Origin of the sequence: Pseudarthrobacter oxydans, from assembly GCF_030812335.1 — a bacterium.
GTDB classification, from domain to species: domain Bacteria; phylum Actinomycetota; class Actinomycetes; order Actinomycetales; family Micrococcaceae; genus Arthrobacter; species Arthrobacter oxydans_B.
This window is the reverse complement of sequence record NZ_JAUSSN010000009.1, coordinates 18,188-44,198: the sequence shown is the minus strand read 5'-3', so window position 1 is coordinate 44,198 and position 26,011 is coordinate 18,188. Positions and strand designations below refer to the sequence as shown.

General features: G+C 68.4%; 21 protein-coding genes. 18 read left to right on the top strand and 3 right to left on the bottom strand.

Going from position 1 to position 26,011, the window contains the following annotated elements:
* Window positions 1–21: 21 nt before the first annotated feature.
* Complete coding sequence (locus J2W14_RS15210; protein ID WP_307464031.1) at window positions 22–1,410, top strand: MFS transporter; 1,389 nt, start codon at window positions 22–24, stop codon at window positions 1,408–1,410.
* A 69-nt stretch (window positions 1,411–1,479) separates the two neighbouring features.
* On the opposite strand, the gene J2W14_RS15205 is transcribed toward J2W14_RS15210, so the two are convergent.
* From J2W14_RS15205 to J2W14_RS15195, 3 genes are all read right to left on the bottom strand, one after another.
* A complete protein-coding gene (locus J2W14_RS15205; RefSeq protein ID WP_307464367.1) occupies window positions 1,480–2,754 on the bottom strand; it encodes an alpha/beta fold hydrolase in 1,275 nt (424 codons plus the stop codon).
* Window positions 2,755–2,893: 139 nt separating this feature from the next.
* Window positions 2,894–3,394: a GNAT family N-acetyltransferase gene (locus tag J2W14_RS15200; RefSeq protein ID WP_307464029.1), complete on the bottom strand. Its 501-nt coding sequence runs from the start codon at window positions 3,392–3,394 to the stop codon at window positions 2,894–2,896.
* Between the two features lie 52 nt (window positions 3,395–3,446).
* The gene (locus J2W14_RS15195) at window positions 3,447–5,993 is read right to left on the bottom strand and encodes a DEAD/DEAH box helicase (protein ID WP_307464028.1); all 2,547 of its coding nucleotides are present in this window, start codon (window positions 5,991–5,993) and stop codon (window positions 3,447–3,449) included.
* Window positions 5,994–6,104: 111 nt separating this feature from the next.
* Between J2W14_RS15195 and J2W14_RS15190 the strand changes: the two genes are divergently transcribed.
* From J2W14_RS15190 to J2W14_RS15110, 17 genes are all read left to right on the top strand, one after another.
* Window positions 6,105–6,884 carry a trans-aconitate 2-methyltransferase gene (locus tag J2W14_RS15190; RefSeq protein ID WP_307464026.1) on the top strand — a complete coding sequence of 260 codons (780 nt, stop codon included), beginning with the start codon at window positions 6,105–6,107 and terminating at the stop codon, window positions 6,882–6,884.
* Window positions 6,885–7,031: 147 nt separating this feature from the next.
* Window positions 7,032–8,759: an ABC transporter ATP-binding protein gene (locus J2W14_RS15185; RefSeq protein WP_307464024.1), complete on the top strand. Its 1,728-nt coding sequence runs from the start codon at window positions 7,032–7,034 to the stop codon at window positions 8,757–8,759.
* Window positions 8,760–8,989: 230 nt separating this feature from the next.
* Window positions 8,990–10,777, top strand: coding sequence for an ABC transporter ATP-binding protein (locus tag J2W14_RS15180; RefSeq protein WP_307464365.1), 1,788 nt, complete (start codon window positions 8,990–8,992; stop codon window positions 10,775–10,777).
* The gene (locus J2W14_RS15175) at window positions 10,774–11,166 is read left to right on the top strand and encodes a GntR family transcriptional regulator (protein WP_307464022.1); all 393 of its coding nucleotides are present in this window, start codon (window positions 10,774–10,776) and stop codon (window positions 11,164–11,166) included. The genes J2W14_RS15180 and J2W14_RS15175 overlap by 4 nt, the downstream gene beginning before the upstream one ends.
* A gap of 89 nt (window positions 11,167–11,255) precedes the next feature.
* Window positions 11,256–14,243 carry an excinuclease ABC subunit UvrA gene (gene uvrA, locus J2W14_RS15170; RefSeq protein WP_370871315.1) on the top strand — a complete coding sequence of 996 codons (2,988 nt, stop codon included), beginning with the start codon at window positions 11,256–11,258 and terminating at the stop codon, window positions 14,241–14,243.
* A 122-nt stretch (window positions 14,244–14,365) separates the two neighbouring features.
* Window positions 14,366–15,142: an HAD hydrolase-like protein gene (locus J2W14_RS15165; protein ID WP_307464020.1), complete on the top strand. Its 777-nt coding sequence runs from the start codon at window positions 14,366–14,368 to the stop codon at window positions 15,140–15,142.
* On the top strand, window positions 15,129–15,797 hold the full coding sequence (locus J2W14_RS15160; protein ID WP_307464018.1) for a lysophospholipid acyltransferase family protein: 669 nt from the start codon (window positions 15,129–15,131) through the stop codon (window positions 15,795–15,797). The genes J2W14_RS15165 and J2W14_RS15160 overlap by 14 nt, the downstream gene beginning before the upstream one ends.
* A gap of 71 nt (window positions 15,798–15,868) precedes the next feature.
* Complete coding sequence (gene uvrC, locus J2W14_RS15155) at window positions 15,869–17,899, top strand: excinuclease ABC subunit UvrC (RefSeq protein ID WP_307464016.1); 2,031 nt, start codon at window positions 15,869–15,871, stop codon at window positions 17,897–17,899.
* 121 nt (window positions 17,900–18,020) lie between these two features.
* Entirely contained in the window at window positions 18,021–18,944 is a 924-nt protein-coding gene (rapZ, locus tag J2W14_RS15150; protein ID WP_307464015.1) for an RNase adapter RapZ, read from the top strand.
* Window positions 18,944–19,963 carry a gluconeogenesis factor YvcK family protein gene (locus tag J2W14_RS15145; RefSeq protein WP_307464013.1) on the top strand — a complete coding sequence of 340 codons (1,020 nt, stop codon included), beginning with the start codon at window positions 18,944–18,946 and terminating at the stop codon, window positions 19,961–19,963. The genes rapZ and J2W14_RS15145 overlap by 1 nt, the downstream gene beginning before the upstream one ends.
* Window positions 19,964–19,973: 10 nt before the next feature.
* Window positions 19,974–20,954 (top strand): DNA-binding protein WhiA, encoded by a 981-nt coding sequence (whiA, locus tag J2W14_RS15140; RefSeq protein WP_066438143.1) that lies wholly within the window; start codon window positions 19,974–19,976, stop codon window positions 20,952–20,954.
* 172 nt (window positions 20,955–21,126) lie between these two features.
* Window positions 21,127–21,750 carry a superoxide dismutase gene (locus tag J2W14_RS15135; RefSeq protein WP_307464009.1) on the top strand — a complete coding sequence of 208 codons (624 nt, stop codon included), beginning with the start codon at window positions 21,127–21,129 and terminating at the stop codon, window positions 21,748–21,750.
* Between the two features lie 282 nt (window positions 21,751–22,032).
* Window positions 22,033–23,043 (top strand): type I glyceraldehyde-3-phosphate dehydrogenase, encoded by a 1,011-nt coding sequence (gene gap / locus J2W14_RS15130; RefSeq protein ID WP_307464007.1) that lies wholly within the window; start codon window positions 22,033–22,035, stop codon window positions 23,041–23,043.
* Between the two features lie 10 nt (window positions 23,044–23,053).
* The gene (locus J2W14_RS15125; protein ID WP_307464006.1) at window positions 23,054–24,280 is read left to right on the top strand and encodes a phosphoglycerate kinase; all 1,227 of its coding nucleotides are present in this window, start codon (window positions 23,054–23,056) and stop codon (window positions 24,278–24,280) included.
* Between the two features lie 81 nt (window positions 24,281–24,361).
* The gene (gene tpiA, locus J2W14_RS15120) at window positions 24,362–25,177 is read left to right on the top strand and encodes a triose-phosphate isomerase (protein ID WP_307464004.1); all 816 of its coding nucleotides are present in this window, start codon (window positions 24,362–24,364) and stop codon (window positions 25,175–25,177) included.
* Window positions 25,178–25,226: 49 nt separating this feature from the next.
* Window positions 25,227–25,481, top strand: a complete 255-nt coding sequence (gene secG / locus J2W14_RS15115; RefSeq protein WP_307464003.1) for a preprotein translocase subunit SecG — start codon at window positions 25,227–25,229, stop codon at window positions 25,479–25,481.
* A 117-nt stretch (window positions 25,482–25,598) separates the two neighbouring features.
* Window positions 25,599–25,979 (top strand): RNA polymerase-binding protein RbpA, encoded by a 381-nt coding sequence (locus J2W14_RS15110; RefSeq protein ID WP_307464002.1) that lies wholly within the window; start codon window positions 25,599–25,601, stop codon window positions 25,977–25,979.
* The last annotated feature ends 32 nt before the right edge of the window (window positions 25,980–26,011 follow it).

Genomic DNA, 26,011 nt, shown 5'->3' with positions numbered 1-26,011 from the left:
CGGTTCGGCTATGCTCGGACCGTGAAAATTTTCGACACTGCAGCAGTCAACGGTACGGCGCTGGACCCGCAACGGGTCCAGCGCCGTACCGTTTGGGTGCTGAGCAGCGCGCAGCTCCTCAGCGGCGTGGGCAGCGGCGCCAGCCTGTCCGTCGGGTCCCTGCTGGCCGTCCAGCTCTCCGGCTCGAATGCCTGGGCCGGCTCGGTCACCACCATCATGACCCTCGGAGCCGCGGCGGCCGCCCTGCCCCTCGCCGGTCTGGCCGGACGCCGCGGCCGCCGGGCCTCCCTCGTCACGGGACTGCTCGCCGCCATGGCCGGGGCCCTGCTGGTGATCGCCTCCACAGTGACGGGCAGCTTCCCGGTGCTGCTGCTGGCCGCGGCACTGCTGGGGCTCGGCACGGCCGCCAACCTGCAGGCCCGCTTTGCCGCCGTCGACCTCGCCGCCCCGGAACAGCGCGGCCGGTCCCTGGCGATCGTCGTGTGGGCCGTGACCATCGGCGCCGTCGCCGGGCCCAACCTGATCCGTCCCGGCGCCCTCGTGGGGGAGGCCCTCGGGCTTCCGGCGCTGGCAGGACCCTTTGTCTTCTCGACGGCGGGGCTGGCGCTGGCCGCGCTGCTGCTGCTCATCGGCCTGCGGCCGGATCCCCTCCTGCTCGCGGCCCGGCTCCGGTCCGGCGGACAGCCCGCCGCCGCTGGCGGAACGGCAAACACGGCAACGGGTGCAGCCGGCGGCACCACCGGTACCCGGCGGCGGCACGGCCTCCGTCACGGCATGAGCGCCATCCGGGCCTCCCCGCGGGCCGGACTGGCCCTCCTCGCCATCATTGCCGCGCACGGCTGCATGGCCGCCGTGATGTCAATGACGCCCCTGCACCTGCAGCTGCTGACCGAGGGCCCCCTGTCCGACATGCCGGCCGGCCACGCCCACGCGGCCAGCACCGACGTGCTGGTCCTGATCGGGTTCACCATCTCGCTGCACATCGCCGGGATGTACGCGCTCTCGCCGGTGATGGGCTGGCTGACCGACAAGACCGGCCGGCTTCCGGTCATCCTGCTGGGCCACGGACTGATCCTGCTCTCCGTGCTCGTGGCAGGCTTCGGCCAGGCCGCGCCAGTGCTGGTGACGATCGGCCTGGTGCTGCTGGGGCTGGGCTGGTCCGCGGCCACGATCGCAGGCTCCACCCTGCTCGCCGAGAGCGTCGCCGGCGACGAGCGCGTCCTCGTCCAGGGCGTCTCGGACACCATGATGGGCGTCGCCGGCGCCGTCGGCGCAGGGTTCTCCGGGCTGGTGATGAGCGGCGTCGGCTACCAGGGCCTCAACCTGGCGGCAGCCGCCGTCGCCGCGGTGGTGTTCGCCGTCGCCCTCCGCGCGACTGGCCGGAACCGCGCCGTGCGGCCACCGGCCTAGCCGCCGGGCTCGGCACCGGCCTAGGCCCCGGACGGACCGCCAGGTTCCGTCCCGCCTGTAGTCCTGTGTTCAGTCCCGGACGGACCGGGTCAGGCCAAGGAGCCGAGCGAAGATGCCCTCGCCGTCGTCCGCGATGCCGTCATGGTGGAAGTCAGCGGACTCCCAGACCTGCAGGCCCCGGACGGCCGCGGCCGTCTCAAGCGACAGTCCGCGGTCGACGTAGATGTCGTCGGTGTACACGGCAGCGGCCACCGGGACCGTGTTGAGCGCGAGCCGTTCCGGGTCGTAGAGCGGGGGCCAGTCGTCCTTTTCGGCGAGGCGCCGGGCGACGTCCTGCAGCGGGCGGAGGGCGGGATCCTGCTCGAAGTACCAGGGGTAGACCATTTCGCCGGTGAGCAGCGGCTCGGGGGCCGCGGGGGAGAACTCCGGGAAATCCTGCAGCACCCGCCAGGCGGCCCAGTCCGTGGACTCGCCCTGGCCGTAGATGGATTCGTGCATCAGCGCGTACAGGGGGTTGGCTGCGCGGGACACGAGCCCGCGGACCTGGTCGAGGAACGCGTCCGAGAGGCGGTCCCCGCCGGGCGTGCCGACGAAGGCATCCTCCAGCAGGTGGTGCAGGGCATCCACCCGGGTGTTGCCGCCCAGGAAGGACCCCACCATCTGGAAGCGTTCCACGGTGAGCCGTTCGCCGTCGGGCAGGTATTCCTCCGTGTCGCGAAGGTGCCGGGCGATCCGCGTGACCGCTGCGCGGTCCTCGGGGTACCGGCCGAAGTATTCGGCGTTGCGGGCCGCCACCCGCTGGAACGTGGCCCGGTAGACCCGGTCCGCGGGCCCGGCGAGCGGCGCGAGGCCGCCGGTGATGAGGGCTTCCCGCAGGCCCTCCGGGGCGAAGGAGAGATAGCTGAGGGCACAGAAGCCGCCGTAGCTCTGCCCGTAGATCGTCCACGGCCCGGAACCCAGCGCCAGCCGGATCGCCTCGGCGTCGGCGACGATCGAGTCCGCCCGGAAATGCGCCAGGTAGGCCGCCTGGTCGGCGTCGTTCCCGCGCAGCGGCAGGGTGTTGCGGTCGACTGCGGCGGACAGGCCGGTGCCGCGCTGGTCCAGCATCAGGATGCGGAAGTCCTTGGCGGCGGCCTTGCTCCACCCGCCGAGCGCCGGGAGACGGTTGCCGCGTCCGCCCGGGCCGCCCTGCAGGTACAGCAGCCACGGGAGCTGGGCGGCCTCGTCCTCGCTGTAGTCCGCGGAGACGTACTCGCGGGCAAAGATTGTGATGGTCTCACCCGCCGGCGCGGCAGCGCGGAAGTGGTCCAGGGGCACCTCGAAGTAGTGCTCCGCCGTGCGCATCCCGCGGTATTCGTGCCGCGCCTTGACGGTGTGCGGGACGGTCAGCGGTGCGGCCTCCAGCAGGCCGGCGGCAGCGGTCCCAGCCAGTGGACCGCCTGTCAGGGGACGGCCCGCCAGGGGCAGGCCCGTCAGGGGCAGGTCAGCCATGGGCTTGGACTTTGTGCGCGGTCCCGAAGGCTTCCAGCGCGTCACCGGTCAGCCGGAAGGTGGACCATTCCTCCATCGGGCTGGCTCCAAGCTTCTTATAGAAGTTGATGGAGGGCTCGTTCCAGTCCAGGACGCTCCACTCGACGCGGGCGTAGCCGCGGTCGACGGCGGTCGCGGCGAGATGCTGCAGGAGCGCCTTGCCGTGGCCCTCGCCCCTGGCCTCGGGGCGCACGTACAGGTCCTCGAGGTAGATGCCGTGGACACCTTCCCAGGTGGAGTAGTTCAGGAACCAGAGGGCGAAGCCCCGGACCTCGCCGGCCTCGTTCTCGGCCATTGCCGCGAACACGCGCGGGTGCTCACCGAACAGGGCCTCGGTAAGCATCTCGGGGGTGTTCCGGACGGCGTCCGGCTCCTTCTCGTAGATGGCCAGGTCATGGATCATCTGCAGGATATCGGGGACATCGTTCGCCGTCGCGGGCCGGATTACACTCATCACTCGAGTTTACTAGCGCCGACCCGGTGATGCCGATCCGGTTCGCGGACCGTCAGAGCCGGTTCACTTCCGTGACACGCACGACGGCGGTTCCGGTCTCGTCCGAGGCTGCGAGGTCGACCTCCGCGGAGATGCCCCAGTCATGGTTGCCGGCCGGGTCCTCGAAGATCTGCCGGACCTTCCACCGGCCCGGCTCCTCGGTGATGATCAGCAGGCCCGGGCCGCGGGCGTCCGGGCCGGTGCCGATGTCGTCGTGTTCGTCGAAGTAGTCATCCAGGACGTCCTCCCAACGTTCGGCATCCCAGCCGGAACCGGCGTCGAGTTCGCCGAGGGCGGTGGCGTCCTCGTCCGCGAAGAGCTCCACCCGGCGGAACATCTCATTGCGGACCATCACACGGAAGGCCCGGACGTTGGAGGTCAGCGACGGCGGCGGCGGCGGGGGAGCGTCGTGCGGCGTCGGCGCCTTGCCGGAGGTCAGCTCCTCCCACTCATCGAGCAGGCTGGAGTCGACCTGGCGGACCAGTTCGCCGAGCCACGCGATGAGGTCCTCCAGGTCTTCGCGGAGGGCGTCCTGCGGGACGGTCTGCCGCAGCGCCTTGAAGCCGTCGGCGAGGTAGCGCAGCACAATGCCCTCGGACCGGGCCAGTCCGTAGAACTGGACGAACTCGCCGAAGTTCATTGCCCGTTCGTACATGTCCCGGACGATGGACTTGGGCGCGAGCTCGAAGTCGCCGATCCACGGGGCGGCCCGGCGGTAGACATCAAACGCCTCGCCGAGGAGCTCCGCGAGCGGCTGCGGGTAGCTGACTTCCTCCAGCATGGCCATGCGCTGGTCGTAGTCGATGCCGTCGGCCTTCATCGCGCCGATCGCCTCGCCGCGCGCCTTCTTCAGCTGCGCGGACAGGATCTGCCGGGGCTTCTCCAGCGTGGACTCAATCACGGACACGACGTCGAGGGCATACGACGGCGACTCCGGGTCCAGCAGCTCCAGGGCCGCGAGGGCGAAGGGGGACAGCGGCTGGTTCAGGGCGAAGTTGGCCTGCAGATGGACCGTCAGGCGGACCGTGCGGCCGTCCGCGCCCTGCTCCTGCTCCGGGATCCGCTCCACGACCCCGGCGGCCAGGAGTTCCCGGTAGATGCCAAGGGCCTTCTTCATGAGCTGCAGCTGGGATGACCGCGGCTCATGGTTTTCGGTCAGCAGGCGGCGGGCGGCCTTGAACGGATCGCCCGGCCGTTCCATCAGGTTCATCAGCATCGCGTGGGTCACGCTGAAGCTGGACGTCAGCGGATCCGGGACCGACTCCACGAGGCGCTTGTAGGTCGGTTCGCCCCAGGAGACGAAGCCCTCGGGCGGTTTCTTCTTGACCACCTGGCGGAGCTTCTTCTGGTCGTCGCCGAACTTCGCCGTGGCCTTGGCCATTGCCTTGACGTTCTCCGTGACGTGTTCCGGGGCCTGCACGACGACGGTCCCGGCGGTGTCGTAGCCGGCCCGGCCGGCGCGGCCGGCGATCTGGTGGAACTCCCGGGAGTTCAGCAGCCGGGTGCGGACGCCGTCGTACTTGCTCAGCGCCGTGAGCAGCACGGTGCGGATGGGGACGTTGATGCCCACGCCGAGGGTGTCGGTGCCGCAGATGACCTTCAGCAGCCCGGCCTGGGCGAGCTGCTCCACGAGCCGGCGGTATTTGGGCAGCATACCGGCGTGGTGGACGCCGATGCCGTGCCGGACCAGCCGGTTGAGCGTCTTGCCGAAACCGGCCGCGAAGCGGAACCCGGCGATCAGCTCCGCGATTTTGTCCTTCTCCTCGCGGGTGCAGACGTTGATGCTCATCAGGTTCTGGGCCCGGTCGATCGCCTCCACCTGGCTGAAGTGCACCACGTAGACGGGGACCTGCTTCGTCGCGAGGAGTTCCTCGAGCGTCTCGTGCACGGGCGTCTGCTCGTAGTAGTAGTGCAGCGGGATGGGCCGCTCCATCGAACTGACGGTCGTCGTCGGCCGGCCGGTCAGCTCGGTGATGCCGGCCTCGAAGCGGCTCATGTCGCCGAGCGTGGCGGACATCAGCAGGAACTGCGCCTGGGGGAGTTCCAGCAGCGGGACCTGCCAGGCCCAGCCGCGCTGCGGGTCGGAGTAGAAGTGGAATTCGTCCATGATGACGGCGCCGAGCTCCGCGGCGGCGCCTTCGCGGAGGGCGATGTTGGCCAGGATTTCCGCCGTGCAGCAGATGATCGGGGCGTCCTGGTTGACGCCGGAGTCGCCGGTGATCATGCCCACGTTCTCGGCGCCGAAGATCTCGCACAGGGCGAAGAACTTCTCCGAGACGAGGGCCTTGATCGGTGCGGTGTAGTAACTGCGCTGCCCTCGGGCCATGGCCTGGAAGTGCACCGCGATCGCGACGAGGGACTTCCCCGATCCGGTGGGGGTCGCCAGGATGACATTGGCGCCGGCGGCAAGCTCCATGACGGCCTCGTCCTGGGCGGTGTACAGGGCCAGCCCGCGGGTTTCCGTCCACTCGACAAAGCGGGTGTAGAGCTCGTCCGGGTCCAGGCCGGTCCGGCCGGGGACTCGGGCGGCCGGGGCGGGGAGCTGATCAACAAGTTTCATTGCTCACCAGCTTAGTGGCCGGTGCGCTAGGGTCGCGCGCCTCCTAGGCGGCCGTTCCGGCCGGGGTTAGGCTTCGGAGGTCGCGTCGTTCGCCGGTGACTGGAGGAAGCAGTGAAATGGGATCCCGCCAAGTACGTGCAGTTCGGGGACTACCGGGACAGGCCGTACTTTGATCTGACCGCCCGGGTCCATGCGGACGCGCCACGTTCCGTCGTCGACCTCGGCTGCGGTCCCGGGAACCTGACAGCCACCCTCGCCGAGCGCTGGCCCCTGGCCCGGGTCTCCGGCCTGGACTCCTCGGCGGAAATGCTGGCCCAGGCTGCCGGCCTAGCGGAGCGGCTGCCCAATTTGTCCTTCGGCGAGGCGGACATCGCCGGCTGGATGCCCGCCGCGGACACGGACGTCGTCGTCACCAACGCCGCGCTGCAGTGGGTTCCGGGCCACCGGGACATGCTGCCCGGCTGGCTCGCGGCGCTCCGCCCCGGCGCCTGGTTCGCGCTGCAGGTCCCCGGGAACTTCAATTCGCCCTCGCACACGCTGATGCGCGGGCTGGCGGAGTCCGCGGCGTGGGCGGGACGGCTCGCCGGGGTGCTGCGCCACGATGACGTTGTGGGCGAGCCGGACGACTATCTGGCCATCATGCTCGACGCCGGGTGCGACGCGGACGCGTGGGAGACGACGTACTTCCAGCTCCTCCCGGGCGCGAACCCCGTCCTGGAGTGGGTCCGCGGCACGGGACTCCGGCCCGTGCTCGCGGCGCTGTCCGCCGCGGACGCCCGTGAGTTCGAAGCCGAATACTCGGCGTTGCTGGCGGAGGCCTACCCGGCCGGGCCGCACGGCACCGTGTTCCCGTTCCGGCGGATCTTCGCCGTGGCCCGGAAGCGGGCCTGATCCGCAGCCGGGTTCCGGACCGGCAGGCAGGCCGGACAGCGTATGACAACGGAGCACTGTGTGAGAGTGCTTACAATGTCGAGGCAGCGTGGGGGCGGCTGCCTTGGTCGATCCCGATCCGTGCCCTGACGTAGCGATGGAGGTTCGGTGCTTATTGGTCTGACGGGCCGGCTGCTGGCCGCCCACAAGGGGACCGTGCTGGCCATCGTGGTCCTGCAGCTTGTGCAGACCACCGCGAACCTTCTCCTACCCACCCTCAACGCGGCCATCATTGACGACGGGATCGTCGGCGGCGACATCCCGGAGATCCTGAACCTGGGTTCCTGGATGGCCGCGATCGCCTGTGTGCAGGTGGCGGCGGCGATCGCGGCCGGGTATCTCGGCGCTGTCGTGGCGATGGAGCTCGGCCGGAAACTGCGCGAAGAACTGTTTGCCAAGGTGCAGTCCATGTCCTCCCAGGAAGTCGGCGCGTTCGGCGCCGCCAGCCTGGTCACCAGGGCCACCAACGACGTCGCGCAGATCCAGAACCTCATGGTCCTCGTGTTCACGATGCTGGTCGCGGCGCCCGCCATCTTCATCGGCGGCATCGTGCTGGCCGTGCACCAGGACATCGCCCTGTCCGGCATCGTCGTCGCGGTCATTCCGGTGCTCGCGGTCATTATGGTCCTGATCGTGCGCCGCCTGGTCCCGCTCTACCGCCAGGGCCAGGAACTCATCGACCGGATCAGCCGGGTGCTGCGGGAGCAGATCATCGGCGCCAACGTCATCCGGGGCTTTGTCCGCCAGGGGCATGAGATGAGGCGCTTCGACGGGGCCAACCGGGACCTGACCCGGAACAACCTGCGTTCGGCGCTGCTCGTCGCGGGAATGATGCCGCTGATCATGTTCGTGGTCAATCTGTCCTCGGTCGGTGTGGTCTGGTTCGGCGGGCACCGGATCCAGTCCGGCGACATGCGGCTGGGCGCGCTGACGGCGTTCATCGCCTATATCCTGCAGATCCTGATCGCGATCATGATGGCGATGTACGTCTTTATGACGGCGCCCCGCGCGGCTGCCTGCGCCGAACGGATCCAGGCGGTGCTGGACACGGCGCCGGCGATCACGGACGGCCCGGGCGGGTCGGCGCCCGAGGGCAATGCCGTGGAGTTCAGCGACGTGTCCTTCGCGTACCCCGGAGCCGAGGCCCCGGTCCTGGACGGCATCAGCTTCACGGCTGCTCCCGGGGCCGTGACGGCGGTCATCGGCGCCACCGGGAGCGGCAAGACCACCCTGCTGAACCTGCTGCCCAGGTTCCTGGAGGCCACTGGCGGGCACATCAGCATCGGCGGTTGCGATGTCCGCGGCCTGCCCCTGGCGGCGCTGCGGAGCCTGGTCGCCGTCGTTCCCCAGCACTCGTATTTGTTCTCCGGAACGCTCGCCGGGAACCTGAGGATGGCGGCACCCGCTGCGACGGACAAGGATCTCTGGCAGGTGCTGGACGCCGCGCAGGCCGCGGAGTTCGTCCGGGAGCTGCCGCTGGGCCTGGAGTCACCGGTGAGCCAGGGCGGCACGAATTTTTCCGGCGGTCAGCGGCAGCGGCTGTGCATCGCGCGCGCGCTCCTGCGCCGGGCTCCCGTGTACGTGTTCGACGACAGCTTTTCGGCGCTGGACTACGGCACCGACTACCGGCTCCGCGAGGCGATGGCCCCGCTGCTGCACACGGCCACCGTGCTGATCGTGGCCGAACGGGTCGCCACGATCGTGGACGCCGGACTGATCCTGGTCCTCGAAGACGGCCGGGTCGTGGCGCAGGGAACACATCACCAGCTGATGGAGTCCTCGCCGAGCTACCGGGAGATCGCAGCGTCGCAACTGGTGCTGGAGGAAACCCTGTGACCCGTGAACCGGCGCTCGACGCCCGGACCGACGCACCCGCCGCCCGTGGCACCCGGGATCAGCCCCTGGAGGACGCGACGCTGGGGGACTCGACCCTGGTGGACCCGCCCTCCGGCGGCGGCAGCACATCCCTCCCGGTCGTGTCCCCTGAGGACGCCGGGACAGGCGGCCGGTTCCGCTGGCGCACGGCCGGACGGCTGCTCGGGCTGCTGCGGCCATCGAAGTGGCGGATGGTCGGCGTCATCGCCGCCACCTGCGCCTTTGTGGTGCTCAATGTGGCGGCGCCAAAAATCCTGGGCGACGCCACCGACGTCGTCGTCGAGGGTGTGGTCGGCGGATCCTTCGACCAGGGGAAACTGGGCGCCCTGCTGGCAACGGTGTCCGTCATGTATCTGGGGGCTTCCGTCTTCAGCTGGATCCAGGGAACTCTGACGGCCGTGGCCGTGCAGCGGCTGGGCTACGGGCTGAGAGCCTCGGTCGAGGAGAAACTCCACGTCCTGCCGTCCAGCCATTTCGACGAGCAACACCGCGGGGACGTGCTGAGCCGCGCCACGAACGACGTCGACAACATCGCCCAGGCCCTCAACCAGCTCCTCAACCAGCTGATCCTGTCGCTGCTGATGCTCTCCGGGGCCCTGGCCATGATGCTGTGGCTCTCCCCGGTCCTGGCCATGATCGCGCTGGTCTCCGTCCCGGTGTCCACCCTCCTCACCGTCCTGGTGGCCCGGAAATCCCAGGCGCACTTCACCGAGCAGTGGGGGAGCACGGGCGAGCTGAACGCACAGCTGGAGGAGTTCTTCACCGGCCACGAGGTCCTCAAGGCCTTCGGACGGCAGGAGGCGGCCGCGGCCAGCTTCAAGGACGGCAACGACAAGCTGTGCCGCGCCAGTGCCCGCGCCCAGTACGTGTCCGGCGCCGTGCAGCCCCTTATGGTCCTGGTGTCCAACCTCAACTACGTCGCGGTCGCCGTCGTCGGCGCGCTCCAGGTCCTGTCCGGCGCCCTGACCATCGGCGGCCTTCAGGCCTTCTTCCAGTTCAGCCGGCTCTTCAGCCAGCCGATGGGGCAGATCGGCGGAATGCTGACGCTCATGCAGTCCTGCCTCGTGTCGGCCGGGCGGGTCTTTGAGCTCCTCGACGCACCGGAGATCCCGCCGGAACCTGCTCCGCGTCCGGCGGCGGGGACCTCAGCGGCGGGAATGGCGGGGGCCTCCGCCGTCGGGCCGGCCGGCACCGGGGTGCCGGCGTCCGGGGCCGCCGGCCGGGTCACGTTTGAGCGTGTCACCTTCGGCTACCGCCCCGGCTCGCCCGTGGTCCGGGACCTGTCCTTCGCCGTGGAGCCGGGGCAGACCGTGGCGATCGTGGGGCACACCGGCGCCGGCAAGACGACTGTGGTGAACCTCCTCATGCGGTTCTACGAACTGGATTCCGGCCGGATCACGGTCGACGGGGCGGACATCGCCGCGCTCCCGCGGGATGAACTGCGGGCAAATTTCGGCACGGTGCTGCAGGACACGTGGCTGTTCACCGGCACCATCCGGGACAACATCGAGTACGGCCGCCCCGGCGCGGACGACGCCGACATCGTGGCCGCGGCGCGGGCCAGCCACGTGGACCAGTTCGTCCGGGCCCTGCCCGGCGGCTACGCCACGATGCTCGGCAACGACGGCGACTCGCTGAGCCGCGGCCAGCGGCAGCTGATCTCGATGGCCAGGGCACAATTGGCCGGGCGCAGCATCCTGGTCCTCGACGAGGCCACCAGCTCCGTGGACAGCCGCACCGAGGCGCAGATCCGGCAGGCCATGCGGCGGCTCCGGCAGGGACGCACCAGCTTCGTGATTGCCCACCGCTTGTCCACCGTCCGGGACGCTGATCTAATTCTCGTCATGGACCAAGGACAGATCGTTGAACAGGGCACCCACCGGCAACTCATGGCCAGGGGCGGGCTGTACCTGAATCTGTACGAGGCGCAGTTCGCCCGCCGCGAACACCGCACCCCCACCCAGGAGCCGGGACAGTGACCCCCACCGGGACGTCCATCACACCGTTCCCCGGTGCCTGGCGGCCCAACCCGGGCAGCTCCGTCCCGCTGTTCGAACAGCTCCGGCTCAACATTATTGAACGGGCGGACAACGGCACCCTGGCGCCCGGGACCAAGCTTCCTGCCGTCCGGAGCCTGGCCGGCGAACTGGGCGTCGCGCCGCATACCGTGGCCCGTGCCTACAAGGAACTGGAGGCGGCCGGGGTCGTGCTGACCAGGGGCCGGAACGGTACGGTGGTGTGCGCCCGGGACGAGGCCTGGAGCTCGCTCTCCGAGGCCGCCGCCGAGTTCGCCGCCGCAGCAAAAGCCCAGGGCGCCAGCTTCGCCGAGGCTGTGCAGCTGCTCGCCGCCGCCTATGACCGCGAGTAGCGCACCTTTAACACAGCAGGCGGCCTGACCCGCCCGGCGGCGCGGCCCGAAATGGAAATTCGAAGAAGTTTTCGATTAGCATTGGTAGCGTGCCTAAAGCCGTAGCTGAAGATCCAGCCGTTGATTCCCCGCCCTCCGCAGTTCAGGAGAGCCCAGTTCCGCTGGACGCCGCTCCGCTGAGTCCGGTCAAACCGGGCCGCGCGGAGGATTCCCGCCCCGCGGTGAAACGCCCGGACATGTCCCGGCTCATTGTCAAGGGAGCGCGTGAGCACAACCTGCGCAACGTCGACCTGGACCTGCCCCGCGACTCCATGATCGTCTTCACCGGGCTCTCCGGTTCGGGCAAGTCGTCCCTGGCCTTCGACACGATCTTCGCCGAGGGCCAGCGCCGGTACGTTGAATCCCTGTCCGCCTACGCCCGGCAGTTCCTGGGCCAGGTGGACAAGCCCGACGTCGACTTCATCGAGGGCCTCTCGCCCGCGGTGTCCATCGACCAGAAGTCCACCAGCAAGAACCCCCGCTCCACTGTGGGCACGATCACCGAGATTTACGACTACATGCGCCTGTTGTGGGCCCGTGTCGGCCGTCCGTACTGCCCCGTCTGCGGGGAGCTCGTCGCGAAGCAGACCCCGCAGCAGATCGTCGACCAGCTGCTGGAACTGCCGGAGGGCACCCGCTTCCAGGTCCTGGCACCGGTGGTCCGCGGCCGCAAGGGCGAATTCGTCGAACTGTTCAAGGAACTCACCGCGAAGGGCTACTCGCGGGCGCGGGTCGATGACAAGCTCATTCAGCTGAGCGATCCCCCCAAGCTGGGCAAGCAGTTCAAGCACACCATCGAAGTGGTCGTGGACCGCCTCGTCGTCAAGGAGGGCATCAGGCAGCGGCTCACCGACTCGGTGGAAACCGCGCTCGGCCTGGCCGAGGGGCGGATCCTGGCCGAATTCGTCGACCTTGAAGCTGACGACCCGGAGCGGATCAGGGCGTTCTCCGAACACCTCGCCTGCCCCAACGAACACCCCCTCGCGATCGACGAGATCGAGCCCCGCTCGTTCTCCTTCAACAACCCCTTCGGCGCCTGCCCGGCCTGCAGCGGCATCGGCACGAAGCTGGAAGTCGATGAGGAACTCATCATCCCGAACGGGGAACTGTCCCTCGCGGAAGGGGCCATCGCCCCATGGTCCCTCGGCACCGCCACGACCGAGTACTGGAACCGCCTCCTCGGCGGCCTCGCCAAGGAACTCGGTTTCTCGATGACTACCCCGTGGGACAAGCTCTCCGAGGACGCCCGCCAGACCGTCCTGCACGGCAAGGACCACAAAGTCGTTGTGCAGTACCGCAACCGCTTCGGCCGGGAACGCAAATACAGCACCGGCTTCGAGGGCGTCATCCAGTACGTCCACCGCAAGCACCTCGAAACGGACTCGGACTCGGCCCGCGACCGGTACGAGGAATACATGCGGCAGATCCCGTGCCCGGTCTGCAACGGCGCGCGCCTGAACCCGGCGTCGCTCTCGGTGCTGATCAACGGCAAGTCCATTGCCGCGGTCGCGGCAATGCCGATGCGCGAATGCGCCCACTTCCTGGACAACCTCGTCCTCACCGGCCGCGAAGCCCAGATCGCGAACCAGGTCCTCAAGGAGATCCAGGCCCGCCTGACGTTCCTGCTCGACGTCGGCCTGGAGTACCTGAACCTGGAGCGCCCGTCCGGCACCCTGTCCGGCGGCGAAGCCCAGCGCATCCGGCTGGCCACCCAGATCGGCTCCGGCCTAGTGGGCGTGCTCTACGTCCTGGACGAGCCGTCCATCGGCTTGCACCAGCGGGACAACCGCCGCCTGATCGAAACCCTTACCCGGCTGCGGGACCTCGGCAACACCCTGATCGTGGTGGAACACGACGAGGACACCATCCAGGAGGCCGACTGGGTGGTGGACATCGGACCGGGAGCCGGCGAACACGGCGGCATGGTGGTCCACTCCGGGTCCTACAAGGAGCTGCTCGAGAACACCGAATCACTCACCGGGGACTACCTCTCCGGCCGGAAACGGATTGAAATCCCCAAGAAGCGCCGCAAGTACGACAAGAAACGCGAACTCAAGGTCGTCGGCGCCAAGGAGAACAACCTCCTGAACGTGGACGCCACCTTCCCGCTGGGCCTGTTCACCGCGGTGACCGGCGTCAGCGGCTCCGGCAAGTCCACCCTGGTCAACGAGATCCTCTACAAGGTCCTGGCCAACAAGCTCAACGGCGCCAAACAGGTGGCAGGGCGGCACAAGTCCATCCAGGGCCTGGAGCACCTCGACAAGGTCGTCCATGTCGACCAGAGCCCGATCGGCCGGACCCCGCGGTCCAACCCGGCGACCTACACGGGTGTCTTTGACAACATCCGCAAGCTCTTCGCCGAGACCACCGAAGCCAAAGTCCGCGGCTACCTGCCGGGCCGGTTCTCCTTCAACGTCAAGGGCGGCCGCTGCGAGGCGTGCTCCGGCGACGGCACGCTGAAGATCGAAATGAACTTCCTGCCGGACGTCTACGTGCCCTGCGAGGTGTGCCACGGCGCCCGGTACAACCGCGAAACCCTGGAAGTCCACTACAAGGGCAAAACGATCGCCGATGTCCTGAACATGCCGATCGAGGAAGGCGCGGAGTTCTTCGCAGCCTTCTCGCCGATCGCCCGGCACCTCAGGACCCTCGTCGACGTCGGACTCGGCTACGTCCGGCTGGGCCAGCCCGCCACGACGCTCTCCGGCGGTGAGGCGCAGCGCGTCAAGCTCGCGGCGGAGCTGCAGAAACGCTCCAATGGGCGCAGCATCTACGTGCTGGACGAACCCACCACGGGCCTGCACTTCGAGGACATACGGAAGCTCCTCCTGGTCCTCCAGGGCCTCGTGGAAAAGGGCAACACGGTCATCACGATCGAGCACAACCTCGACGTCATCAAGAGCGCGGACTGGATCGTGGACCTGGGCCCCGACGGCGGGTCCGGCGGCGGCCGGATTGTCGCCTCCGGAACCCCGGAACAGGTGGCCAAGTCCACGGAAAGCCACACGGCGGCCTTCCTCGCCGAAATCCTGGCCTGACGACCGCACGGCGCCGGTGTCTCCGCGGATTTGCCGCGGAGGCACCGGCCCCCCGCCACAGATACATTCCCACCGGGGCATGTGAGTTTCTGGCATCCGTGCTCTCGTGAGAAACTAGGCCGGTGACGCAAACAACAGTGCCCGTAATCTTCGACCTGGACGGCACTCTTGTCGATCCGGCCGGAGGGATAACGGACGGAATCGCGGCGGCCCTCACCGAGCTCGGACTCGGGGTTCCCGACAAAGCCCTGATGGATGCCATGATCGGCCCGAAACTCAGCCATTCCCTCACGGACATCGCCGGGGTACCGGCCGAGCGGCTGGACGACGCCATCCGCATCTACCGCGCGCACTACCGCGCCACCGGCATCGGCCAAAGCCTGCTGTACCCGGGAATCCGGGCGCTGCTGGAATCCTTCGTCGAGGCGGGCCGGCCCATCGCCGTCGCCACCCAGAAACCCGAGGGCATCGCCCGGACCGTCCTGGAGCACCACGGCATCGCCGCGCTGTTCCACACCATCCGCGGCTCGGCCGCCGACGAGGCGGCAGCGGCCGGGGTGCCGTCCGGGAAGGCGGCGATCGTGGCCGCGGCACTGGCGGACCTGGCCAACGACCACGGCGTGGACACCCGGAATGCCGTGATGGTGGGGGACCGGGCGCAGGACGTGGCCGGGGCGGCTGCCAATGGAATCGACTGCATCGGCGTAGGCTGGGGCTTCGCTCCGGACGGCGAACTGGACGCGGCCGGCGCGGTGGAGATCGTGCACAGCAGCGCAGCCCTCCACAAGACCATTGCCCGGCGGGATCCGGGGCGGGCAGCCGCCGTGACCCCGGACGCAGTGACCGCTGACCCGATGACCGACGCCGCAGACGAGGTGCACACCGATGGCAATGTTTGATGCAATCCGCTGGACCACGCGGGGCCTGGTGACCTCGACGTGCCGGCCCACGGTCATCGGACTCGAAAACGTGCCCAAGGAGGGCCCGTTCATCGTGGCCCCCAACCACTTGTCCTTCCTGGACAGCGTCATCGTCCAGGCGCTCATGCCCCGCCCCGTGGCCTTCTTCGCCAAAGCGGAATATTTCACCACCGGCGGGGTCAAGGGCAAGGTGATGAAATCCTTCTTCGAGGCTGTCGGCTCCATCCCGGTCGAACGCGGCGAACAGGCCGCCAGTGTCCAGGCGCTTAAAACCCTGCTGGCCATCCTCGACTCCGGCAAGGGCGTCGGCATCTACCCGGAGGGAACACGCTCCCGCGACGGCATCCTCTACCGTGGCCGCACCGGCGTCGGCTGGCTTGCCCTGACCACGGGCGCCCCGGTGATCCCGGTCGGACTGATCGGCACCGAGCACCTCCAGCCGGCGGACAGCAAGTCGGTCAAGCCGCAGCACTTCACCATGAAAGTCGGTGCACCGCTGTACTTCGACAAGACCGGTCCGGACCACTCCCTGCCCGCCCGCCGGCAGGCCACCGACCGCATCATGGACGCGATCGCGGAACTCAGCGGCCAGGAACGCTCCACGAGCTACAACCAGAGCAAATCCGTTGATTAAAAAGAGGACCAGCACGCCCTGACGGCCAGGCCCCGTCCGGGGAACGGCCTCAGGCTCAGTAGACTTGAACTGTGGCAGATCCAGCGAGTTACCGACCCCAGACGGGTGAGATTCCGACCAATCCGGGCGTGTACCGCTTCCGCGACCCGCACGGCCGGGTCATCTATGTCGGCAAGGCCAAGAACCTCCGTGCTCGGCTGAACTCCTACTTCGCCAACCCGGCCGGGCTGCTCCCCAAAACCTACGCGATGGTCCATGCGGCCAGCAGCGTCGAGTGGACCGTCGTCGGCAGCGAGCTCGAGTCGCTGCAGCTCGAATACACCTGGATCAAGGAATTCAAGCCCCGGTTCAACGTGATGTTCCGGGACGACAAAAGCTACCCCTACCTGGCCGTCTCGATGGCGGAGAAGTACCCCCGCGTCCAGGTCCTGCGCGGCGAACGCCGCAAGGGCACCCGCTACTTCGGCCCCTATACCGCCGGTGCGATCCGCGACACGATGGACACCCTGCTGCGTGTCTTCCCCGTCCGCAGCTGCAGCCCCGGCGTCCTGAAACGGGCCGAGGCCAGCGGCAGGCCCTGCCTGCTCGGCTACATCGACAAGTGCGCGGCTCCCTGCGTCGGCCGCATCTCCGCCGAGGACCACCGCGCCCTGGCCGAGGACTTCTGCACCTTCATGGGCGGCGAGGCCAAGCCGTTCGTCACGCGGCTGGAAAAGGACATGGCCGCCGCCGTGGCGGAACTGGACTACGAGCGTGCCGCGCGGATCCGCGACGACATTGTCGCCCTCAAGAAGGTGTTCGAACGCAACGCCGTCGTCCTCGCCGAGGGCACCGACGCCGATGTCTTTGCACTGCACGAGGATGAACTCGAAGCCGCCGTGCAGGTCTTCCACGTCCGCGGCGGCCGGATCCGCGGCCAGCGCGGCTGGGTCGTCGAAAAGGTCGAGGACTCGACCACGCCCGATCTTGTTGAGCACCTGCTCCAGCAGGTGTACGGCGAGGAGGCCGGCCTGCAGGGCAGGCTGCCCCGCGAGGTCCTCGTCCCGACGGAGCCCAGCAACGCCGCGGAGCTGGCGCAGTGGCTCAGCGGGCTGCGCGGGGCGAGGGTCGATGTCCGTGTGCCGCAGCGCGGGGACAAGGCCGCCCTGCTGTCCACCGTCCGGGACAACGCCGAGCACGCCCTCAAGCTGCACAAATCCCGCCGCGCCGGCGATCTGACCCTGCGGTCCCAGGCGCTGCAGGAACTGCAGGAGGCCCTCGAACTGCCGGTCGCGCTGATGCGGATCGAATGCTTCGACATCTCGCACGTCCAGGGCACCAACGTGGTCGGGTCCATGGTGGTGGTCGAGGACGGGCTGCCGAAGAAGTCCGAATACCGGAAGTTCTCCGTCACCGGCGCCGCCGCCACGGACGACACCGCGGCCATGCATGACGTCCTGACCCGGCGGTTCCGGAACTACCTCCAGGAGAAGACCGTGCTGGCGGACGCCGCCCGGCAGCCGGGCCATCAGGCCCTGCTCAACGCCACGGCCGACGCCGCCGTTGCGGCTTCCTCCGCGGTGGCCGTCGCCGACACAACGACCCCCGCGCCGCGGACCAGGTTCGCCTACCCGCCCAACCTCGTGGTGGTCGACGGCGGCAAGCCGCAGGTCAACGCGGCCGCCCGCGCCCTGGCCGAACTGGGCATCGACGATGTCTACGTCGTCGGGCTCGCCAAACGGCTCGAGGAGGTCTGGCTGCCGGACAGCGACTTCCCGGTGATCCTGCCGCGCGCCTCGGCCGGGCTGTACCTGCTGCAGCGCGTCCGCGACGAGGCCCACCGCTTCGCGATTTCCTTCCACCGGCAGAAGCGCGGCAAGGCGATGACCGTGTCCGCGCTCGACGGTGTGCCCGGCCTCGGCGAGTCCAAGCGCAAGGCCCTGCTCGCCCAGTTTGGCTCGGTCAAGAGCATCAGGACGGCCAGCGTCGAGGAACTCACCGGCGCCAAGGGGATCGGCCCGTCGCTGGCTGCGGCGATCGTCCGGCACTTCACCGACGACGACGGCGGTTCCGCCACCGTCCCCGCCATCAACATGACCACCGGCGAAATCCTGGAAACTTAGCTAGCCCCGGCAAACTTAGCTAGGGTAGGGACTTGGGAAACGGCGCGGGGCGGTTCATCGCACCGCGGGCCGCGCCCGGCAGCAATCGCGAACAACAGCACAGCAGAACGGGGCTTCACTGATGGCAGAGTCGACGGCAGGATCCGGAACGGAGCCGGACGGCATGACGCCGGTCAAACCCGTCGAGGCCGAACTGCTCGTGGTGACGGGCATGTCGGGAGCCGGCCGGAGCACTGCCTCGGACGCGTTGGAGGACCACGGCTGGTACGTCGTGGAAAACCTCCCCCCGCAGATGCTCGGCACGCTAGCGGAAATCGTGTCCCACGCGCCGGGTTCCATTTCCAAGCTCGCGGTCGTGATGGACGTCCGCAGCAAGGAGCTGTTCGCTGACATCCGCACCGCCCTGCGCAACCTGGAAGCCAGCGGCGTCGGGTTCCGGGTGCTGTTCCTCGACGCGAACGACGACGTCCTCGTCCGCCGCTTCGAGCAGGGCCGGCGCCCCCACCCGCTGCAGGGCGGCGGCAGGATCCTGGACGGCATCGCCGCCGAACGTGAACTGCTGCACGAACTCCGCACGTCCGCCGACATCGTGCTGGACACGTCCACCCTGAACGTCCACGGCCTCGCCACCGCGATCACCGAACTGTTCAGCGAAACCGGGCCCGTGGCCCTCCGCCTGAACGTGATGAGCTTCGGCTTCAAATACGGGCTCCCGGTCGACGCCAACTTCGTCGCCGACGCCCGCTTCATCCCCAACCCGCACTGGGTGCCGGCGCTGCGCCCGCACACCGGGCTGGACCGGGACGTCAGCGACTACGTGCTGGAGGCGCAGGGCGTCAGCAACTTCGTGGAACGCTATGTGCTGGCCCTCGAACCGGTCCTCGACGGCTATCGCCGGGAGAACAAGCACTACGCCACGATCGCCGTCGGCTGCACCGGCGGCAAACACCGCTCGGTCGCCGTCGCCGTCGAGCTGTCCCGCCGGCTCGCGCAGTACCCGCGGGTCACCGTGACCACCACCCACCGGGACCTGGGCCGCGAATAATGGCGCTGCTCACCGGGCCACTGCCGCTCGTCCCTCCGGCCAGCGCCGCCTTTGCCAGCCAGCAGGACAAAGGTCCCTCCGTCGTGGCGCTCGGCGGCGGCCACGGCCTCGCCGCGTCGCTGTCGGCGCTGCGCCTGCTCACGTCCGAGCTGACCGCCGTCGTCACCGTCGCGGACGATGGCGGGTCCTCGGGCAGGCTGCGCGAGGAGTACGGCGTCCTGCCGCCCGGCGACCTCCGGATGGCGCTGTCGGCGCTCTGTGACGACACCGACTGGGGCCGCACGTGGCGCGACGTCATGCAGCACCGCTTCGCGCCCGGCAAGGGCCGCGGCGGTTCCCTCGACGAACACGCCATGGGCAATCTGCTGATCGTGACCCTGTGGGAGCTCCTCGGCGACACGGTGGCTGGCCTGAAGTGGGCCGGCGCGCTGCTGGGCGCCCGCGGGGAGGTCCTGCCGATGTCCAGTGTCCCGCTGACCATCGAGGGCCAGGTCCGGGTCACCGCGCCGGACGGCAGCCAGGCGCTGCAGACCCTGACCGGCCAGGCGAAGTGCGCCGTCGCCGGTTCGCTGGAACGCGTCCGGCTGCTGCCCGAGAACGCCCCCGCCTGCATCGAGGCGCTCACCGCGATCGAACTCGCCGACTGGGTCATCCTGGGCCCCGGCTCCTGGTACACCTCCGTACTGCCGCACCTGCTGCTGCCGGAAATGCGCGATGCGCTCTGCAACACGGCCGCCCGCCGGTGCCTCACCATGAACCTCGCCACGGACACCAAGGAAACCCTCGGCATGTCCGCCGCCGACCATTTGCGGGTGCTCCGGGACTACGCCCCGGACTTCACGATCGACGTCGTCCTGGCCGATCCGGCCTCCGTGACGGACCGCGCCGATTTCGAACGGGCGGCCGGGATGCTGGGTGCGGAGGTGGTGTTGGGTAAAGTGGGGGCGTCGAGCCGCCGGCCGATCCACGACCCGCTGCGTCTGGCAACGGCGTACCACGACATTTTCGGGAACAGGTAGGAAAAGTGCCATGGCACTGACAGCATCAGTCAAGGAAGAACTTTCCCGGCTGGACATCAAGAAGTCCTCGGTCCGCAAGGCTGAAGTGTCCGCCATGCTTCGCTTCGCCGGCGGACTCCACATCATCTCCGGCCGGATCGTGATCGAGGCCGAAGTGGACCTCGCCTCGACCGCGCGGCGGCTGCGCGCCGCCATCGCCGAGGTTTACGGGCACCAGAGCGAGATCATTGTCGTCTCCGGCGGCGGGCTGCGCCGCGGCAGCCGCTACGTCGTCCGGGTGGTGCGCGACGGCGAGGCCCTCGCGCGCCAGACCGGCCTGCTGGACGCCAGGGGCCGGCCGGTCCGCGGGCTGCCCTCGGTTGTGGTGAACGGATCCGCCGCCGACGCCGAGGCCGTCTGGCGCGGCGCCTTCCTGGCCCACGGCTCCCTCACCGAGCCCGGCCGGTCCTCCGCCATGGAGGTCACCTGCCCCGGCCCCGAATCGGCCCTGGCCCTCGTGGGCGCGGCCCGCCGGCTGGGCATCCAGGCCAAGGCCCGCGAGGTCAGGGGAGTGGACCGCGTCGTGATCCGCGACGGCGACACGATCGCCGCACTGCTGACCCGGATGGGCGCCCACGACGCGCTTATGGTGTGGGAGGAAAGGCGGATGCGCAAGGAAGTCCGGGCCACCGCCAACCGGCTCGCCAACTTCGACGACGCCAACCTGCGGCGGTCGGCGCAGGCTGCAGTCGCCGCGGGCGCCCGCGTGGACCGTGCCCTGGAGATCCTCGGCGACGACGTCCCGGACCACCTGAAGTACGCCGGTGAACTCCGCGTGGCGCACAAGCAGGCCAGCCTCGACGAACTCGGCCGCCTCGCGGACCCCGTCATGACCAAGGACGCCATCGCCGGACGGATCCGCCGCCTGCTGGCCATGGCGGACAAACGCGCCCAGGACCTCGGCATCCCCGGCACGGAAGCCAATGTGACGCCGGAAATGCTCGACGAGTAGCCTCACCGGAGAAACATCTGCAGAATCGGATCGGACCGGCGGGAATACCTCAGCGAGACCGGAGGCTATGCCCACTGGATTCCGATCCAGAGACTTCCGGGTGCCACAACATCCGGATGCACAATCCGAGAGTTACCCAACGGACAACCAGTCCACGACATTGGAGGATTTTGTGACCGAGTACGTACTGCCCGAACTCAGCTATGACTACGCAGCGCTGGAGCCCCACATTTCCGCGCGGATCATGGAGCTGCACCACAGCAAGCACCACGCCGCCTACGTGGCCGGCGCCAACAACGCCCTCGCCCAGCTGGCCGAGGCACGCGACAAGGGCGACTTCGCCAACATCAACCGCCTCTCCAAGGACCTCGCGTTCCACACCGGCGGGCACATCAACCACTCGGTGTTCTGGAACAACCTCTCCCCGGACGGCGGCGACAAGCCCGAGGGTGAGCTGGCAGCCGCGATCGACGACGCGTTCGGCTCCTTCGACGCGTTCCGCGCCCAGTTCAGCGCCGCGGCGCTGGGCCTGCAGGGATCCGGCTGGGGCTTCCTGGCCTACGAGCCCATCGGCGGCAACCTTGTCATCGAGCAGCTCTACGATCAGCAGGGCAACGTCGCACTCGGCACCACCCCGCTGCTGATGCTGGACATGTGGGAGCACGCCTTCTACCTGGACTACGTCAACGTCAAGGCCGATTACGTCAAGGCTTTCTGGAACATTGTGAACTGGGCCGACGTCTCCAAGCGCTTTGACGCCGCCCGCAAGAACGCCACCGGCCTGATCACGCTCTAACACACCGTGACCTCATCCGTGTGACGGAGTTCATGCTCCTGTAACAAACTTCACAATTTGGGCCGGTTGGCTCAAATCGTGGACGGCCTGCCCCCGCACTTGCGGGGGCAGGCCAAGTTAAACGTAAGATAGGTCACGGAAGGCGGTTAGCCTTCAGCAATGTGGCTGGTCGCCCTCCGATCTGTTAATCATCTCTGCCCAATGGCGTGCGGGATCTGTTAGTTGGCTTGAGCGCCTTCTCAACTAGTCGTGCTTTGCAAAAGCACCAAGGAGACTGAAAACGTGACCACCCGTATTGGTATTAACGGCTTCGGCCGTATTGGCCGCAACTACTTCCGCGCCGCACTTGCCCAGGGGGCAGACCTCGAGATCGTGGCCGTGAACGACCTCACCAGCCCGGAAGCGCTGGCCCACCTCTTCAAGTACGACTCCGTGGGCGGCCGCCTGCAGGAGACGATCGAGGTCAAGGACGGCAACATCGTCGTCGACGGCAAGACCGTCAAGGTTCTCGCCGAGCGCGATCCGGCCAAGCTGCCCTGGGGCGAGCTCGGCGTTGACGTTGTGATCGAATCCACCGGGTTCTTCACGAAGGCCGCCGATGCGCAGAAGCACATCGATGCCGGCGCCAAGAAGGTCCTGATCTCCGCCCCCGCCTCGGACGAGGACATCACGATCGTGATGGGCGTCAACGACGGGCTCTACGACCCCGCCGCGCACCACATCATCTCCAACGCCTCCTGCACCACCAACTGCCTCGGCCCGCTGGCCAAGGTTGTCAACGACGCCTTCGGCATCGAGCGCGGCCTGATGACCACCATCCACGCCTACACCGCCGACCAGAACCTGCAGGACGGCCCGCACAAGGACCTCCGCCGCGCCCGCGCCGCCGCCATCAACATGGTCCCCACCTCCACGGGTGCGGCCAAGGCAATCGGCCTGGTCCTCCCGGAACTCAAGGGCAAGCTCGACGGCTACGCCATCCGCGTTCCCGTTCCCACCGGCTCCGCCACTGACCTGACCGTCGTCGTGTCCCGCGAAACCACCGTCGAGGAAGTCAACGCAGTCCTCAAGGCCGCCTCCGAGACTCCGGAGCTCAAGGGCCTGCTGACCTACACCGACGAGCCGATCGTCTCCTCGGACATCGTCGGCGACCCGGCGTCCTCCATCTTCGACTCCGGCCTGACCAAGGTGATCGGCAACCAGGTCAAGGTTGTTTCCTGGTATGACAACGAATGGGGCTACTCCAACCGCCTCGTGGACCTCACGGAGCTCGTCGCAGCCAAGCTGGGCTAGGGTAAGACTCATGACATTCCACACCCTCAACGAACTGATCGCTGATGGTGTCCGCGGGCGGTACGTTCTGGTCAGAAGTGACCTGAACGTGCCGCTCGACGGCTCTACAGTGACTGACGACGGCCGCATCAAGGCCTCCCTGCCAGTGCTGGCGAAGCTCACGGACGCCGGTGCCCGCGTGCTGGTCACAGCACACCTTGGCCGCCCCAAGGGCGCTCCCGAGGACAAGTACTCGCTCAAGCCCGCCGCGGCGCGGCTGGCCGAGCTTGCCGGCTTCAAGGTTTCCCTGGCGGAGGACACCGTCGGGGAGTCCGCCAAGGCATCCGCCGCGGCGCTGCAGGACGGCGAAGCCCTGATCCTCGAAAATGTGCGCTTCGACGCCCGCGAGACGTCCAAGGACGACGCCGAACGCGGCGCGTTCGCGGACGAGCTGGTGGCCCTCACCGGTTCCAACGGCGCTTTCGTGGACGATGCCTTCGGCGCCGTGCACCGCAAGCATGCCAGCGTGTACGACGTCGCCACCCGGCTGCCGTCCTACCAGGGCGACCTGGTCCGCACCGAGGTCGAGGTGCTGCGCAAGCTCACCACGGACACGCAGCGCCCCTACGTCGTCGTGCTGGGCGGGTCCAAGGTCTCGGACAAGCTCGCCGTGATCGACAACCTGATCGGCAAGGCTGACACCATCCTGGTCGGTGGCGGCATGCTGTTCACCTTCCTCGCCGCCGCGGGCCACAAAGTAGCCGGCAGCCTGCTGGAAGAGGACCAGATCCCGGTCGTGAAGGACTACCTCAAGCGCGCCGCGGACGCCGGCACCGAGTTCGTGGTTCCCACCGACGTCGTCGTGGCCAGCAAGTTCGCCGCCGACGCCGAACACGAGACCGTGCGGGCCGACGCGATTGAAGGCAGCAGCTTCGGCGCCCAGGGCATCGGCCTGGACATCGGACCGGAATCAGCGGCAGCCTTCGCCGAACGGATCAAGGGCGCCAGGACGGTGTTCTGGAACGGCCCCATGGGCGTGTTCGAGTTCGCGGCCTTCTCCGCCGGCACCCGGGCCATCGCCCAGGCGCTGACCGAGACCGGGGCGTTCACCGTCGTCGGCGGCGGCGATTCCGCAGCCGCAGTCAGGACCCTCGGATTCGCCGACGACCAGTTCGGTCACATCTCCACCGGCGGCGGCGCCAGCCTCGAGTACCTTGAAGGCAAGGAACTCCCCGGCCTGAGCGTCCTGGACCGCTAGACCCTCCAGCCGGCAGGGCGCCCATCCCAGGACGGGGCGCCCTGCTGGCTGTTCCACTGCTACGACCTTTTGGGAGACCACGTGACTACTTCAACCAACGGCACCTTCGACCGCACGCCCTTCATCGCGGGCAACTGGAAGATGAACATGGACCACGTCCAGGCCATCACCCTCCTGCAGAAACTGGCCTGGACCCTGTCCGACGCCAAGCACGACTACAGCCGGGTGGAGGTCGCCGTCTTCCCGCCGTTCACCGACCTGCGCGGCGTCCAGACCCTGGTCCAGGGCGACGAGCTGAAGATTGTCTACGGCGGCCAGGATCTCTCCCCGGCCGACTCCGGCGCCTACACGGGCGACATCTCCGGGCAGTTCCTCGCCAAGCTCGGCTGCAGCTACGTCCTCGTCGGCCACAGCGAACGCCGGACCATCCACCACGAGACGGACGAGGTGCTGAACGCCAAGACCAAGGCCGCCTTCCGTCACGGCATCACCCCGGTGCTCTGCGTCGGTGAAGGACTGGAAATCCGGCAGGCCGGAACACACGTCGACCACACGCTCGCGCAGCTCCGCGCCGGCGTCGAGGGCCTCACCCCCGAGCAGGCCGCCGAGCTCGTCGTGGCCTACGAGCCGGTCTGGGCCATCGGCACCGGTGAAGTTGCCGGGCCGGACGACGCCCAGGAAATGTGCGCCGCCATCCGCGCCGAGCTCGCCACGCTCTTCGGCGCGGACGTCGCCGCCAAGACCCGCCTGCTCTACGGCGGCTCGGTCAAGGCCAACAACGCCGCCTCGATTCTCAAGGAACGCGACGTGGACGGACTGCTGGTCGGCGGTGCCAGCCTGGACGCTGCCGAGTTTGCTAATATTGTCAGGTTCGAGAGTCACCTGCTGACGGATTAGTCCGGACACCGTAGTGGCCCCCGCAATCCAAATCTTCTGAAAGGCCGTCGTGGACGTTCTTCATGTCATTCTGCAGGTCCTCCTGGGCATCACCAGCCTCCTGCTGACCCTGCTCATCCTGCTCCACAAGGGTCGTGGTGGCGGTCTGTCCGACATGTTCGGCGGCGGCATGAGCTCCGGCCTCAGTTCCTCCGGGGTGGCCGAGCGGAACCTGAACCGCTTCACGGTCATCCTTGGTATCACGTGGGGCCTCGTGATCGTCGGCCTCGGCCTGATCATGCGGTTCAGCGGCGGCGACTCCTAAGTCCCCACCGAAAAACTTCATAGGGGGTCCTTTTGGCCCTGCTCTACATCGGGAACTCCGAACTACACTGTGGCAGACTGCACGCGCATTCCGTCCCCAAGTAGCCAGGAGTTCCCGATGCTGCATTCCGCCTCCGGATTCCGGGGCATCCGCGTAGGAGCCACCGAAGGGGCCTCGCCCCGCCACGAACCGCTCGACGGCTCCGCCGTCCGCACACCCCGCATCCGCGTCAGCTACCGCTGCGCCAAAGGCCACGAAACGCCGCTCGTCTTCGCCCAGCTGCCGGACGACCAGATCCCCGGGGTCTGGGACTGCCGCCGCTGCGGCGGGACCGCCACCCGGGACGAGGCGCAGTTCGCGCTCGAGGAAGTTCCGGTGGAGGGCTTCAAGAGCCACCTGGAATACGTTAAAGAGCGGCGCTCCAGCCAGGACGCCGAAGACGTGCTGGCCGGAGCGCTCGAGAGACTGCGGGCCAGCCGCGCCCTCCCGGAGGGATAGCGCAGAGGGATAGCGCAGCGGGATAGCGCAGG